This window comes from Pseudomonas sp. S8 (genome assembly GCF_050473925.1).
In the GTDB taxonomy this organism is placed as follows: Bacteria; Pseudomonadota; Gammaproteobacteria; order Pseudomonadales; family Pseudomonadaceae; genus Aquipseudomonas; species Aquipseudomonas parakoreensis.
Map to the genome: position 1 here is coordinate 6,140,940 of NZ_JBFDVZ010000016.1, position 14,046 is coordinate 6,154,985.

At 61.7% G+C, this 14,046-nt stretch carries 11 protein-coding genes; 6 read left to right on the top strand and 5 right to left on the bottom strand.

The genetic code is table 11. The annotated features are described in order from the left end of the window. Positions 1 to 131 precede the first annotated feature (131 nt). From ngg to mnmC, 3 genes are all read right to left on the bottom strand, one after another. Positions 132 to 1,880 carry an N-acetylglutaminylglutamine synthetase gene (ngg, locus tag AB1J88_RS29055; RefSeq protein ID WP_430292631.1) on the bottom strand — a complete coding sequence of 583 codons (1,749 nt, stop codon included), beginning with the start codon at positions 1,878 to 1,880 and terminating at the stop codon, positions 132 to 134. A 3-nt stretch (positions 1,881 to 1,883) separates the two neighbouring features. Further along, a complete protein-coding gene (locus AB1J88_RS29060) occupies positions 1,884 to 3,656 on the bottom strand; it encodes an N-acetylglutaminylglutamine amidotransferase (protein ID WP_047295591.1) in 1,773 nt (590 codons plus the stop codon). Positions 3,657 to 3,805: 149 nt separating this feature from the next. Beyond that, positions 3,806 to 5,785, bottom strand: coding sequence for a bifunctional tRNA (5-methylaminomethyl-2-thiouridine)(34)-methyltransferase MnmD/FAD-dependent 5-carboxymethylaminomethyl-2-thiouridine(34) oxidoreductase MnmC (gene mnmC / locus AB1J88_RS29065; protein ID WP_430292632.1), 1,980 nt, complete (start codon positions 5,783 to 5,785; stop codon positions 3,806 to 3,808). Positions 5,786 to 6,126: 341 nt separating this feature from the next. Between mnmC and pap the strand changes: the two genes are divergently transcribed. Together pap and AB1J88_RS29075 are read left to right on the top strand one after the other, a co-directional pair. Next, a complete protein-coding gene (gene pap / locus AB1J88_RS29070; RefSeq protein ID WP_041069320.1) occupies positions 6,127 to 7,641 on the top strand; it encodes a polyphosphate:AMP phosphotransferase in 1,515 nt (504 codons plus the stop codon). Between the two features lie 103 nt (positions 7,642 to 7,744). Continuing rightward, positions 7,745 to 8,929, top strand: a complete 1,185-nt coding sequence (locus tag AB1J88_RS29075; protein WP_430292633.1) for a thiolase family protein — start codon at positions 7,745 to 7,747, stop codon at positions 8,927 to 8,929. Positions 8,930 to 9,056: 127 nt separating this feature from the next. On the opposite strand, the gene AB1J88_RS29080 is transcribed toward AB1J88_RS29075, so the two are convergent. Beyond that, the gene (locus tag AB1J88_RS29080; RefSeq protein WP_041069325.1) at positions 9,057 to 9,260 is read right to left on the bottom strand and encodes a DUF6316 family protein; all 204 of its coding nucleotides are present in this window, start codon (positions 9,258 to 9,260) and stop codon (positions 9,057 to 9,059) included. A gap of 210 nt (positions 9,261 to 9,470) precedes the next feature. Here AB1J88_RS29080 and AB1J88_RS29085 point away from each other — a divergent pair, with 210 nt between their 5' ends. Continuing rightward, positions 9,471 to 10,424 (top strand): DMT family transporter, encoded by a 954-nt coding sequence (locus AB1J88_RS29085; protein ID WP_108183453.1) that lies wholly within the window; start codon positions 9,471 to 9,473, stop codon positions 10,422 to 10,424. Between the two features lie 87 nt (positions 10,425 to 10,511). Here the strand turns inward: AB1J88_RS29085 and AB1J88_RS29090 are convergent, their stop codons facing one another. Then, positions 10,512 to 11,906: a class II fumarate hydratase gene (locus tag AB1J88_RS29090; protein WP_430292635.1), complete on the bottom strand. Its 1,395-nt coding sequence runs from the start codon at positions 11,904 to 11,906 to the stop codon at positions 10,512 to 10,514. A gap of 193 nt (positions 11,907 to 12,099) precedes the next feature. Between AB1J88_RS29090 and AB1J88_RS29095 the strand changes: the two genes are divergently transcribed. From AB1J88_RS29095 to AB1J88_RS29105, 3 genes are all read left to right on the top strand, one after another. Next, positions 12,100 to 12,618: a DUF2059 domain-containing protein gene (locus AB1J88_RS29095; protein ID WP_003226938.1), complete on the top strand. Its 519-nt coding sequence runs from the start codon at positions 12,100 to 12,102 to the stop codon at positions 12,616 to 12,618. A 12-nt stretch (positions 12,619 to 12,630) separates the two neighbouring features. Further along, positions 12,631 to 12,930 (top strand): BolA family protein, encoded by a 300-nt coding sequence (locus tag AB1J88_RS29100; RefSeq protein ID WP_003226935.1) that lies wholly within the window; start codon positions 12,631 to 12,633, stop codon positions 12,928 to 12,930. A 169-nt stretch (positions 12,931 to 13,099) separates the two neighbouring features. After that, on the top strand, positions 13,100 to 14,041 hold the full coding sequence (locus AB1J88_RS29105; protein WP_041069334.1) for a rhodanese-related sulfurtransferase: 942 nt from the start codon (positions 13,100 to 13,102) through the stop codon (positions 14,039 to 14,041). The last annotated feature ends 5 nt before the right edge of the window (positions 14,042 to 14,046 follow it).

The following is a 14,046-nucleotide window of genomic DNA, read 5'->3' on the forward strand; positions in this document are numbered from 1 at the left end:
TTCGATGAGGGAATTTGTGTTGCCTGTCAGGGCCTCATCGCTGGCAAGCCAGCTCCCACAGTGATGGGGTACACCGGTAAACGTGTGGGAGCTGGCTTGCCAGCGATGGGTCCGGTTCAGGCTCTAAAGGATCAAGAAACAGCCGGCTGACTGTGCGGAAACAACAGATCCACAAAGCGCTCCGCCGTCGGCTGCGGCTCGTGATTGGCCAGTCCGGCGCGTTCGTTGGCTTCGATAAACACGTACTCCGGCTGATCCGCTGCCGGCACCATCAAGTCGAGGCCGACCATTGGAATATCCAGCGCCCGCGCTGCACGAACGGCGGCATCGACCAGAGTCGGGTGCAGAATCGCCGTGACGTCTTCCAGCGTGCCGCCGGTGTGCAGATTGGCGGTGCGGCGCACAAACAGGTGTTCGCCTGCCGGCAAGACAGTGCTGTAGTCATAACCGGCCGCATGCAGAGTGCGTTGGGTTTCGTGATCCAGCGGGATCTTGCTCTCGCCCCCAGTCGCGGCTTGCCGGCGTCGACTCTGCGCCTCGATCAATGCACCGATCGAATGATGGCCGTCACCGACCACCTCGGCGGGACAACGAATCGCTGCCGCCACCACTTCAAAACCGATCACCAGAATCCGCAGGTCGAGGCCTTCGTGGAAGCTTTCGAGCAGTACGCGGCTGTCAAAACGCTTGGCGGCTTCGATGGCCTGCTGCACCTCTTCGATGCTCTGCAAATCCACCGCCACGCCTTGGCCCTGTTCACCGTCGAGCGGCTTGACCACCACCCGCTGATGCTCATCGAGAAACGCCAGATTGTCGTCGGCGTTGCCTGCCAATTGCTGCGAGGGCAGCTTCAGTCCGGCGCCTTTCAACACTTTGTGGGTCAGGCTCTTGTCTTGGCACAAACTCATGCTGATCGCGCTGGTCAAGTCGCTCAGCGATTCGCGGCAACGCACGCGACGCCCGCCATGGCTGAGGGTGAACAGCCCGGCTTCGGCATCATCCACCTGCACGTCGATGCCTCGGCGATGCGCTTCCTCGACGATGATCCGCGCATAAGGGTTGAAATTGGCTTCCGGCCCGGGCCCGAGGAACAGCGTCTGATTGATGCCGTTCTTGCGCTTGATGGCGAAGGTCGAGAGGTTGCGAAAGCCGAGTTTGGCGTACAGGTTCTTGGCCTGACGGTTGTCATGCAGTACCGACAGATCCAGATAACTCAGGCCGCGACTCATGAAGTGTTCGATCAAGTGCCGCACCAGCACTTCGCCGACGCCGGGCCGCGAACATTGCGGATCCACCGCCAGGCACCACAGGCTGCTGCCGTGTTCCGGATCGTTGAAGGCTTTCTGGTGATTGAGGCCCATGACGCTGCCGATTACCGCGCCGCTGTCTTCATCTTCGGCGAGCCAGTACACCGGGCCGCCCTGATGATGCGGAGTCAGGCGCGTGGCATCGATCGGCAGCATGCCGCGTGCCTGATACAGCAGATTGATTGCTTGCCAGTCGGCTTCGCTTTGTGCCCGGCGAATGCGGAAGCCGCGAAAGACCCGGGTGGCCTGACGGTAATCGCTGAACCACAGGCGCAGAGTATCGGACGGATCGAGAAACAGTTGCGTCGGTTCCAGCCCGAGAATCTGCTGCGGTGCGGCAACGTACAGGGCGATATCGCGTTCGCCGGGCTGCTCGTTGAGCAGTTCTTGCGCCAGGGTCGCCGGGTCAGGGAAAGTGTGGCCGATCAGCAGCCGGCCCCAACCGCAATGCACGGCGATGGGGTCGGCGCCGAGCTCGCTGCCGTCTTCGGCCAGACGCGCCTGCAAGCGTTCATACGACGGTGTCTGGCCGCGTATCAGGCGCTGATTGATCGCTGTGGCGTGAGGTTTCATTAATCAGATTCCTTGTTCACTGAGCCACAGGTTCAGGGCCGCCAGTTGCCACAGTTTCGAGCCGCGCAAAGGCGTCAGTTGGCCTTGCGGATCCGTCAGCAGTTTGTCGAGCATGGCCGGGTTGAACAGGCCGCGATCCTGGCTCGGATCCAGCAGCAGTTCACGCACCCAGTTCAGGGTGTCGCCTTGCAAATGCTTGAGGCCCGGCACCGGGAAGTAACCTTTCTTGCGGTCGATCACTTCGCTTGGAATCACCAGACGCGCCGCTTCTTTGAGCACTTGTTTACCACCGTCCGGCAGCTTGAACTGACCGGGAATCCTTGCGGAGAGCTCAACCAGTCGATAATCGAGAAACGGCGTGCGCGCTTCCAGACCCCAAGCCATGGTCATGTTGTCGACGCGTTTGACCGGGTCGTCCACCAGCATCACCGTGCTGTCCAGACGCAGCGCTTTATCGACCGCGGCCTCGGCGCCAGGTTGGGCGAAATGCTCTTTCACGAAGTCGCCAGCGGCGTCATTCGCGGTCAGCCATTTCGGCTGCACGGTGGCGGCGTAGTCGTCGTAGCTGCGGTCGAAGAACGCCGCGCGATAGGCCGCGTAGGGATCGGCCGCACCGTCGACCTGCGGGTACCAGTGATAACCGGCGAACAGTTCGTCGGCGCCCTGGCCGCTCTGCACCACTTTGCAGTGCTTGGCCACTTCGCGCGACAGCAGATAGAAGGCGATGCAGTCGTGGCTGACCATCGGCTCGCTCATCGCGCGGAACGCCGCAGGCAGTTGCTCGATGATCTCTTTTTCGTCGATGCGTAATTGATGGTGCTGCGTGCCGTAGTGTCTGGCGATCAGGTCGGAATACTGAAACTCGTCACCGCGCTCGCCGCCAGCGTCCTGGAAGCCGATGGAAAAGGTCGACAGGTTCTCCACGCCGACTTCACGCAACAGGCCGACAAGCATGCTCGAATCGACACCGCCGGATAGCAGCACGCCGACATCCACCGCCGCCCGTTGACGAATCGCTACCGCTTCGCGGGTGCTGTCGAGCACGCGGTCGCGCCAGTCTTCGAGGGTCAGGTTTTTCTCGTCGTCGTGCGGGCCGTAGGGCAGGGTCCACCAGGTTTTCTGCTCGGTGCGGCCATCGGCTTCGACGCGCATCCAGGTCGCTGGCGGCAGCTTTTCGATGCCTGCGAGCAAAGTGCGTGGAGCCGGCACCACCGCATGGAAATTCAGGTAGTGATTGAGCGCCACCGGATCGAGGATCGGGTTGATGTCGCCGCCCTTGAGCAGCGCCGGCAGGGCCGAGGCAAAGCGCAAACGCTGGCCGGTGCGCGACAGGTACAAAGGCTTCACGCCGAGGCGGTCACGGGCGATGAACAGGCGCTGGGCATCGCGTTCCCAGATGGCGAAGGCGAACATGCCGTTGAGTTTTGGCAGCAGCGCTTCGCCCCAGGCGTGGTAGCCCTTGAGCAGCACTTCGGTGTCGCCACCGGAATAGAAGGCATAGCCGAGCGCTTCGAGTTCGGCACGCAGTTCCGGGAAGTTGTAGATCGCGCCGTTGAAGGCCAGGGACAAGCCCAGCTGGCTGTCGATCATCGGCTGCGCCGAGCCGTCCGACAGGTCCATGATTTTCAGGCGACGATGGCCGAGGGCAATTGGCCCTTGGGCATGGAAGCCCCACGCGTCGGGGCCGCGAGGGGCCAGGTGATGGGTGATTCGCTCTACCGCTGCAAGGTCTGCAGGTTGATGATCAAAACGTAACTCGCCAGCTAATCCGCACATAAAGTCCTTACCGGTTTTTCCGTTGGGGAGGGGGCATTCAAGTCTGGCCAAAATGGCCGGTACTCAGAAACTGACCCGCTGCAGATGTGGGAGTTTTAGAACGATGAGTTATAAGAGGGGGCGACTGACCAGCGGCCAGCCGCCGTTTTTCATTTGCCGCGAATCAACGTGCGCAAGGCGAAACGATTGGGATGGCAGGCCTCGGCGACGCTTTTCGGCAGCGGCAGCGGCTCGTTGTCCAGCCATGCCGCGAGCAGCTCGCCCGACAGCGGTGCGGTGATCAGCCCGCGTGAACCATGGCCACTGTTGACGTACAGGCCATCGAGCCACGGGCAGGCGATGTCCGGCACTTGTCGCGCATCCTTGCTCAATGCGGCATAGGCCTCGGCGAAGGCTTCGCGGTCGGCGAGGGGGCCGACAATCGGCAGATAGTCAGGACTGGTGCAGCGAAATGCGGCGCGTCCTTCCAGGGTTTCCGGGGGCAGCTCATTGATGTGCAGACGCGCTACCAAATCGCTGGAGATCTCTTCGAGCATCGCCAGATTGCCCAGGTGTTCGGCGGTGGTCGGTGTCAGGTCGTCGCTGTTGAAGTCGAAACTGGCGCCGAGCGTGTGTTCGCCCAGACGTGCCGGGGCGACATAACCTTCGGCGCAGACCACGGTGCGTAGCGCCTGGCTCTCGGCGGTTTGCGGCAGGCGCGTGATCTGCCCGCGAATGCGTTTGAGCGGCAGCTCGGCACTTTGCGCAAAACGTTTGATCTCCGCTGCGCCGGCCAGCACCACCACTGGCGCGCTGGCGAGCACCCGTTCGCCATCGAGGGCTTGCCACTGTCCCTCGACCTTGCGCAGTTCCAGCGCATCGTGATGCTTGAGCAGTTCGATGTTCGCCTGCGCGGCTTGCGCCTGGCACAGCGCGGGCGGATGCACCCAGCCCCCTTCGGGATAGTACAAACCGCCATGGGCCAGACCGATGCCGGCCTGAATCTCGGCTTGCGGCTGATCGAGCCAGTGCACCAGGTCTTCCGGGAACGCCGCGGCCAATTGCACCTGACGCTCGGCTTCCTTGGCATTGAACGCCAGTTGCAGCACGCCGCAATCGTCCCAGTCGGTGCCGCGTTGCAGGGTTTCCAGCAGACGACGGGTGTAGCCGAAACCGCTGACAATAAGTTGCGACAACGCCGTGCCGTGGGCCGACAGCTTCAGGTACAGCACGCCCTGTGGATTGCCTGACGCTTCCTGCGCCACCTCGGCATGCCGCTCCAGCAGACTGACCTGCCAACCGCGCGCCGCGAGACTGGCGGCCGTGGCACAACCGGCCAGTCCGGCGCCGATCACCAGCGCCCGACGTTCAGCGGTCAGCGGAGCAGGGCGGGCGAACCAAGGTTTGTCCGGCAGCGGTGGCGCGACATCCTGCGGCCAGCCGAGAAATTCGCCGCGCAGGATCTCCCACTTGTGGCCGATGCCCGGGGTGCGTTTCATCTTGAACCCGGCGGCGTTGAGCAAACGCCTGACCCAACCGGTGCTGGTGAAGGTGCTGATGGTCGAGCCGGGGGCGGCCAGTCGAGCCAGTTCGACGAACAGTTCGGCGGTCCACATGTCGGGATTTTTCGCCGGGGCGAAACCGTCGAGAAACCACGCGTCAATCTGCGCATCGAGTTGCGGCAGCTGCTGCAGCGCATCGCCGATCAGCAGCGTCAGCGTCACGCGGCCATTGCCCAGAATGATCCGCTGAAAGCCCTGATGGATCGCCACGTAATGCTTGAGCAACTGATCGGCCAGCGGCTTGAGTTGCGGCCACAGGGCCAAAGCCCGTTGCAGATCCGCCGGACTCAGCGGGTACTTTTCGACACTGACAAAATGCAGGCGTGCTCCGGCCACCGCATGCTGTTCGAACAACTGCCAGGCGCAGAGAAAATTCAGCCCGGTGCCAAACCCGGTTTCGCCGATCACCAGTCGCCCGTGCGCCGGCAACGCGGCAAAACGCTCGGCCAAGCGATTCTGTTCGAGGAACACATAACGGGTTTCATCCAGCCCCGACTGGTCGGAAAAATACACATCATCGAACACCCGCGAGCGCGGGCGTCCCTGGTCATCCCAGTCGAGTTGGGCGTGGGGCAATACAGGTTTCATGGCAGGCTCGGCAACGACAAGGCGGCCATTCTAGCCGATCGGGCGGAGGGTGCTTGATCCAAGGCAAGGCCTGGGTGCGCAGCCTCGAAGACAATCGATGATTTGGGCGCTGATCAGAGCAACCTGTGGCGAGGGGATTTATCCCCGATCGGCTGCGTAGCAGTCGCAATCCCGCTACCAGCGTGCATGTGGCGTTGAATGGCTTTGGGGCCGCTGCGCTGCCCATCGGGGATAAATCCCCTCACCACAGAGTTTTTCCTGAAGCCAAAAGGAGCGGAATTTCTCCGTCGTGCCCATGCCCAATCCGCTAGTCTTGCTGAATCCTGGAAGGAGCCGTCCCCATGTTTGAATCCGCCGAAATCGGCCATGCCATCGACAAAGAGACTTACGACGCGGCTGTGCCTGCCTTGCGTGAAGCACTGCTGGAAGCGCAGTTCGAGTTGCAGCAGCAGAAGCGTTTCCCGGTGATCATTCTGATCAACGGCATCGAGGGCGCCGGCAAGGGCGAGACCGTCAAGTTGCTCAACGAGTGGATGGACCCGCGTCTGATCGAGGTGCGTACCTTCGATCAGCAGACCGATGAAGAACTGGCGCGGCCACCGGCGTGGCGTTACTGGCGGATGCTCCCGGCCAAGGGGCGGATGGGCGTGTTCTTCGGCAACTGGTACAGCCAGATGCTTCAGGGCCGGGTTCACGGGCTGTTCAAGGATCCGCGTCTGGATCAGGCGATCAACGCCGCCGAGCGTCTGGAAAAGATGCTCTGCGATGAAGGTGCACTGATCTTCAAGTTCTGGTTTCACCTGTCCAAGAAACAGATGAAGGCCCGCCTCAAGGCGTTGGCCGACGACCCGCTGCACAGCTGGCGCATCAGCCCGCTGGACTGGCAGCAATCGCAGACCTACGACAAGTTCGTCAAATACGGCGAGCGCGTGTTGCGCCGCACCAGCCGCGACTACGCGCCCTGGCACATCATCGAAGGCATGGACGCCAACTACCGCAGCCTCGCGGTGGGCAAGATCCTGCTGGAGGGCTTGCAGAACGCGCTCAAGCGTCCTGAGGTGCATACCGAAGAGGTCAACGCCGCCCCGTTGGGCACTGCCGTCGACGAACTCAACCTGCTCGACAGCCTCGACCTGAACCAGCAGCTGGAAAAGAAAGATTACGAAGAACAACTGATCACCGAGCAGGCGCGGCTGTCCGGGTTGATGCGTGACAAGCGCATGCGTCGCCATGCGTTGGTGGCGGTGTTCGAAGGCAATGATGCGGCGGGCAAGGGCGGGGCGATTCGCCGGGTGGCAGCGGCGCTCGATCCGCGTCAGTACAGCATCGTGCCGATTGCCGCGCCGACCGAAGAGGAGCGCGCGCAGCCGTATCTGTGGCGCTTCTGGCGACATTTGCCAGCACGCGGCAAGTTCACCGTGTTCGACCGCTCGTGGTATGGCCGGGTGCTGGTGGAGCGGGTCGAGGGCTTTTGCAGCCCGGCCGACTGGTTGCGCGCCTACAGCGAGATCAATGACTTCGAAGAGCAGATCGCCGACGCCGGGGTCATCGTCGTCAAGTTCTGGCTGGCGATCGACAAGGACACGCAGATGGAACGTTTCCAGGCCCGCGAGCAGATCCCGTTCAAGCGCTTCAAGATCACCGAGGACGACTGGCGTAACCGCGACAAGTGGGATGCCTACCGCGCCGCCGTGGGCGACATGGTCGACCGCACCAGCACCGAGATTTCGCCGTGGACGCTGGTCGAGGCCAATGACAAACGCTGGGCGCGGGTCAAGGTGCTGCGCACGATCAACCGAGCACTCGAAGAGGCGTTCGAGAAGTCCGACAAGCGCGCGAAAAAACACAAGGACTGAGCCGATGGGCACGCATACGCGGGGTGAATGATTGTCGCGGTCGGCGGCGGGGTGGACTTATCCTCGGTTGACTCTCCTCCGACAACAACAATTGAGGTATGCCATGCGTGAAGTGGTGATCGTCGACAGCGTGCGGACCGGCCTGGCCAAGTCCTTTCGCGGCAAGTTCAACCAGACCCGCCCCGACGACATGGCGGCCCATTGCGTCAACGCGCTGCTGTCTCGCAACGACATCGACCCGGCCAGCGTCGAGGACTGCATTGTCGGGGCCGGCTCCAACGAGGGCGCGCAGGGTTACAACATTGGTCGCAACGTGGCGGTGCTCTCGCGGCTGGGCACCCATGTGGCCGGCATGACCCTCAACCGTTTTTGCTCCTCGGGTTTGCAGGCGATTGCGATTGCCGCCAACCAGATCGCCTCCGGTTGCAGCGACATCATTGTCGCCGGCGGCGTCGAATCAATCAGTCTGACCCTGAAAAGCGTCAACACCGATCACCTGATCAACCCGTTGCTCAAGCAGCAGGTGCCGGGCATCTACTACACCATGGGGCAAACCGCTGAAGTCGTGGCGCGTCGTTATGACGTGAGTCGCGAGGTGCAGGATCGCTATGCGTTGCAAAGCCAGTTGCGCACCGCCCAGGCTCAGGCGGCGGGGCTGTTCGATGACGAGATCGTGCCGATGGCGGTCAAATACCGGGTCGAGGACAAAAACAGCGGCGAGGTGCAGATCCTCGACGGCATCGTCGATCGCGACGACTGCAACCGCCCGGACACCACTTACGAAAGTCTCGCCGGACTGAAACCGGTATTTGCCGAGGACGGTTCGGTGACGGCCGGCAACTCGTCGCAGCTGTCCGACGGCGCGTCGATGACGCTGGTGATGAGTCTGGAGAAAGCCCTGCAACTGGGGCTCAAGCCGAAGGCGTTTTTCCGCGGTTTCACCGTCGCCGGTTGCGAGCCGGACGAGATGGGCATCGGCCCGGTGTTCTCTGTGCCGAAACTGCTCAAGGCCAAAGGCTTGCAGGTGGCGGATATCGATCTGTGGGAGCTCAACGAGGCGTTTGCCTCGCAATGCCTGTATGCCCGGGACCGGTTGGAAATCGACAACGACAAATACAACGTCAACGGCGGCTCGATTTCCATCGGCCACCCGTTCGGCATGACCGGTTCGCGGCAGGTCGGGCATCTGGTGCGTGAGTTGCAGCGGCGTAACCTGCGTTACGGCATCGTGACCATGTGCGTGGGGGGCGGGATGGGGGCGACGGGGTTGTTTGAGGCTGTTCGGTAAGCCTGGAGATAATTGTCGGCATTCAAGCCGTCATCGCTGGCAAGCCAGCTCCCACAGGTTCTGAAGGTGTTGCCTGTATTTGTGAACACTCTGGAACACTGTGGGAGCTGGCTTGCCAGCGATGGGATCAACCTGATGACCGGTTGGAATCCAGAAGCTGCATCCGCGCGATATACGCTTTTATTTCCTGCTCAGCCTTCTCCGGGGAAGCGAACGGCCCTTCAAGGGTGTTCTCCCGCGTGCAGAAAAACAGTTCGCCATTGACCCGGCACATCCGCTCACTGCGAAAGTGGGTGGCGGGGGCGCTGTCCTGGGCGCGCATTCCGTACATGATCGGCCTCCTTGGTTGATGCGCTGAAAGGGATCCAATGAGCTTATGCCTGAAGCACTTGGCGCGCCCGGTCAGCCGATCAACGGCAAAACGTCAATTTAATGCTGCGACCTGCACAGTTTCATTCGCGGCCTGGCCCGAACTGTCCCTGTGTTGCGCCTGCGCGCGGGCCTAGAATGACCGCTCTCGTCAGCAGGCTTTGGGGTTCGCATGCACATTTCATCCGGTCGCTGGGTCTACGGTCTGTTCCTGGCGCTGCTGACGGCGTTTTTGTGGGGCATCCTGCCGATCAAGCTCAAACAGGTGTTGCAGGTGATGGACCCGATCACCGTGACCTGGTTTCGTCTGTTGGTCTCCGGTGGTTGCCTGTTTATTTATCTGGCGTCGGTCAAGCGTCTGCCGAGCCGCAAAGTCCTCGGCCCCCGGGGCGGCTGGCTGGTGTTGATGGCGGTGCTCGGGCTGGTGGGCAACTACGTGCTGTACCTGATGGGGCTCAATCTGCTCAGCCCCGGCACCGCGCAACTGGTGGTGCAGATGGGGCCGATCATGTTGCTGATCGCCAGCCTGTTTGTGTTCAAGGAGCGCTTCAGCATCGGTCAGGGCATGGGTCTGGCAGTGCTGCTGATCGGCTTCGTGCTGTTTTTCAATCAACGGCTGGCCGAGTTGCTGACGTCATTGTCGGACTACACCGCCGGCGTGTTGCTGGTGCTGTTGGCCTCGACCGTCTGGACGTTCTACGCGCTGGGCCAGAAGCAATTGCTCACGGTATGGAATTCGTTGCAGGTGATGATGGTGATTTACCTGTTCTGCGCTTTGTTGCTGACGCCGTGGGTGCATCCGCTCAAAGCGCTGGAATTGAGCCCGTTGCAGGGCTGGCTGCTGCTGGCTTGCTGTATGAACACGCTGATTGCCTACGGTGCATTTGCCGAGGCGCTGGCGCATTGGGAGGCGTCGCGCGTCAGTGCGACGTTGGCGATCACGCCGTTGGTGACCTTTGGCGCGGTGGCATTGGCGGCGTGGATGTGGCCGGATTATGTGCATGCCGAACAGATCAATGGTCTGGGTTATGGCGGAGCGGTGCTGGTGGTGTTGGGGTCGGCGCTGGTGGCGCTGGGGCCGTCGTTGATTGCCGGGCTGAAAGCGCGGCGCATGCGGGTGGCCTGAAAAGCAAAAGATCGCAGCCTGCGGCAGCTCCTACAGTTGGAATGCGTTCCCCTGTAGGAGCTGCCGCAGGCTGCGATCTTTTTGCTGTTAGCCCTTGGCGCCAGCCTCGATCATGTTCTCCGGCCGCACCCAGGCATCGAACTCTTCATCGGTCAGATAGCCCAGTTGCAACGCCGCTTCACGCAAGGTCAGACCTTCGCTGTAAGCCTTCTTGGCGATTTCTGCCGACTTGTCGTAGCCGATGTGCGGATTCAACGCGGTGACCAGCATCAGGCCACGTTCCAGATGCTGCGCCATGACCTGCGCATCCGGCTCAAGGCCTGCAATGCAGTGCTGCTGGAAGTTGCTGCAACCGTCGGCGAGCAGGCGGATCGATTGCAACACGTTGTGGATGATCACCGGTTTGTAGACGTTCAGTTGCAGGTGACCCTGACTCGCCGCAATGCCGATGGTGACGTCGTTGCCCAACACCTGGCAGGCCAGCATCGACAGCGCTTCGCACTGGGTAGGGTTGACCTTGCCGGGCATGATCGAGCTGCCCGGTTCGTTGGCCGGCAGCTTGACTTCGGCAAAGCCTGCGCGAGGGCCGGAGCCGAGCAGGCGCAGGTCGTTGGCGATTTTCATCAGCGCCACGGCGAGGGTCTTCAAGGCGCCGGACAGACTGGTCAGCGGCTCATGCCCGGCCAGCGCGGCAAACTTGTTCGGCGCAGTGACGAACGGCAGCCCGGACAGCGCGGCGAGTTCCGCGGCAATCGCTTCGCCAAAGCCGTGCGGCGAATTCAGACCGGTGCCGACCGCGGTGCCACCCTGCGCCAGCTCACACACCGCCGGCAGCGCGGCGCGGATCGCCCGTTCGGCGTAATCCAGCTGCGCTATAAAGCCCGATAGCTCCTGACCGAAGGTGATCGGCGTCGCGTCCATCATGTGCGTGCGACCGGTCTTCACCAGTTTCATGTGGCGCGCCGCCAGTTCGGCCAGACCACCGGACAGCTCGGCGATGGCCGGCAGCAATTGCTCCTGCACGGCTTTGGCCGTGGCGATGCTCATGGCGGTGGGGAAGCAATCGTTGGAGCTTTGCGAGCGGTTGACGTGATCGTTGGGGTGCACCGGCGTCTTGCCGCCGCGCGGGTTACCGGCCAGTTCGTTGGCGCGACCGGCAATCACTTCGTTGACGTTCATGTTGCTCTGGGTACCGCTGCCGGTCTGCCAGACCACCAGCGGAAACTGGTCGTCGTGCTGGCCGTCGAGGACTTCGTCGGCGGCCTGTTCGATCAGGCGGGCGATGTCGGCGGGCAGGTCGCCGTTGCGGTCGTTGACCCGGGCGGCGGCTTTCTTGATCAGGGCCAGCGCGTGCAATACCGGCAGCGGCATGCGTTCCTGACCAATGGCGAAGTTGATCAGCGAGCGTTGCGTCTGAGCACCCCAGTAGGCGTCGTCCGGGACTTCGATCTGGCCCAGGCTGTCGGTTTCGATACGGCTCATCGTGCACACTCCTGTTGGTCTGTTTGCGCAGTTTAGGCCCGGTCAGGCCCAGGTGGTTCCCTCGAACCGATTGTTGACCGGCAAAACCCGGCCAATCAAGCACGGCAAGGCTCGGGGGTTGAGCCACGAGGTTTTTTAGGCGCAGAATGGTCGCCCTTGGGGTTTGACCTCGCCTAGCTGAAAAGGAAACTCGATGACTCGTCTTCGTGCCATCTGCACCGCGGTTGCACTGGTTTGCGCCAGCGGCCAGGTGCTTGCCGATACCGCCAGCCACAACGCCAGTGCTGAAGCTTTCCTGACCCTGGCGCACGCTGACAAGCTGGGCACTCCGGTGTACATGCAAGTGCAGCAAATGTTCGCTCAGCGTTTTGAACAGACCAAAGCCCCGGAATCCAAAAAAGCCGTACTGGAAACCTACCAGGCCAAGGCCAACGCCGCGCTGGACCAGGCCATCGGCTGGAACAAGCTCAAGCCTGACATGGTCAAGCTCTACACCAGCAACTTCAGCGAATCGGAGCTGAAAGACCTGGTCGCGTTCTACCAGTCGCCACTGGGCAAGAAAGTCCTGGAAAAAATGCCTCAGCTGACCCAGCAATCGGCCCAGATGACCCAGGCCAAACTGGAAAGCGCCGTGCCAGTCGTCAACAAGCTGCTCGACGACATGACCAACGAGCTGGCACCGAAAGGCGCTGCGCCGGCCAAGAAGAAGTAAGCGGAGTTCGTGATGACCATGCAACAACGCATCGAATCGACGCTGGGCCTGCTGCAGCCTGAGCATCTGCAAGTGCTGGACGAAAGCCACATGCACAGTCGCGGGTTACAGACGCACTTCAAGGCGGTGGTGGTCAGCGCGCAGTTCGAAGGCCTGAATCGGGTCAAGCGCCACCAGAAAGTCTACGGCACGCTCGGCGAGCTGATGGGCGAGTTCCATGCGTTGGCGCTGCACACCTACACCCCGCAGGAATGGGCAGAAGTGGGCGCCGCCCCGGCGTCGCCAACCTGTGCCGGCGGTAGCAAACATTAAGATCAAAAGATCGCAGCCTGCGGCAGCTCCTACATTGGATTGAGTTCCCTGTAGGAGCTGCCGCAGGCTGCGATCTTTTTTGCTAGAATCCGCAACGCGCCGCTCAGCCGGCGCGTTTTTTTTGAATCCGGTTCACCCTTTGCGAGGGTAGCCACCTGGAGAAATACCCATGACACAACCGATTGTCGTGGCGGCACTGTATAAGTTCGTCACCCTCGAAGATTACGTTGACCTGCGCGAGCCACTGCTCAAAGCGATGGTCGACAACGGCATCAAAGGCACGCTGCTGATCGCCGAAGAAGGCATCAACGGCACCGTGTCCGGCAGCCGCGAAGGCATCGATGGCCTGCTCGCCTGGCTGAAGAATGACCCGCGCATGATCGACATTGACCACAAAGAGTCGTACTGCGACGAGCAGCCGTTCTATCGCACCAAGGTCAAGCTGAAGAAAGAGATCGTCACCCTCGGCGTCGAAGGCGTGGACCCGAACAAAAAGGTCGGCACCTACGTCGAACCGCAGGACTGGAACGCGCTGATCAGCGACCCGCAAGTGCTGCTGATCGACACCCGCAACGATTACGAAGTGGCGATTGGCACGTTCGAAGGCGCCATCGATCCGAAAACCACCAGTTTTCGTGAATTCCCCGACTACATCAAAGAGCACTTCGACCCGGCCGTGCACAAGAAGGTCGCGATGTTCTGCACCGGTGGCATTCGCTGCGAGAAAGCCTCCAGCTACATGCTGGGTGAGGGTTTCGAAGAGGTTTACCACCTCAAGGGCGGCATCCTGAAGTACCTCGAAGAAGTGCCGCAGGAAGAAACCAAGTGGCAGGGCGACTGCTTCGTCTTCGACAACCGCGTGACCGTGCGTCACGACCTCAGCGAAGGCGACTACGATCAATGTCATGCCTGCCGCACTCCGGTCAGTGTTGAAGATCGCGCCTCCGAGCACTACGTGGCCGGCATCAGCTGCCCGCATTGCTGGGACAAGCTGAGCGAGAAAACCCGCCGCAGCGCCATCGATCGGCAGAAGCAGATCGAACTGGCCAAAGCGCGCAACATGCCGCACCCGATCGGCTACAACTATAAACAAGCATCCACCGAGGCCTGATCATG

What these genes read in the sequence shown, in the direction of transcription:
- mnmC (WP_430292632.1), bottom strand. Translation starts at nt 5,785, where the DNA reads ATGAAACCTGTATTGCCCCACGCCCAACTCGACTGGGATGACCAGGGA.
- AB1J88_RS29060 (WP_047295591.1), bottom strand. Translation starts at nt 3,656, where the DNA reads ATGTGCGGATTAGCTGGCGAGTTACGTTTTGATCATCAACCTGCAGAC.
- pap (WP_041069320.1), top strand. Translation starts at nt 6,127, where the DNA reads ATGTTTGAATCCGCCGAAATCGGCCATGCCATCGACAAAGAGACTTAC.
- AB1J88_RS29095 (WP_003226938.1), top strand. Translation starts at nt 12,100, where the DNA reads ATGACTCGTCTTCGTGCCATCTGCACCGCGGTTGCACTGGTTTGCGCC.
- AB1J88_RS29075 (WP_430292633.1), top strand. Translation starts at nt 7,745, where the DNA reads ATGCGTGAAGTGGTGATCGTCGACAGCGTGCGGACCGGCCTGGCCAAG.
- AB1J88_RS29080 (WP_041069325.1), bottom strand. Translation starts at nt 9,260, where the DNA reads ATGTACGGAATGCGCGCCCAGGACAGCGCCCCCGCCACCCACTTTCGC.
- AB1J88_RS29105 (WP_041069334.1), top strand. Translation starts at nt 13,100, where the DNA reads ATGACACAACCGATTGTCGTGGCGGCACTGTATAAGTTCGTCACCCTC.
- AB1J88_RS29085 (WP_108183453.1), top strand. Translation starts at nt 9,471, where the DNA reads ATGCACATTTCATCCGGTCGCTGGGTCTACGGTCTGTTCCTGGCGCTG.
- ngg (WP_430292631.1), bottom strand. Translation starts at nt 1,880, where the DNA reads ATGAAACCTCACGCCACAGCGATCAATCAGCGCCTGATACGCGGCCAG.
- AB1J88_RS29100 (WP_003226935.1), top strand. Translation starts at nt 12,631, where the DNA reads ATGACCATGCAACAACGCATCGAATCGACGCTGGGCCTGCTGCAGCCT.
- AB1J88_RS29090 (WP_430292635.1), bottom strand. Translation starts at nt 11,906, where the DNA reads ATGAGCCGTATCGAAACCGACAGCCTGGGCCAGATCGAAGTCCCGGAC.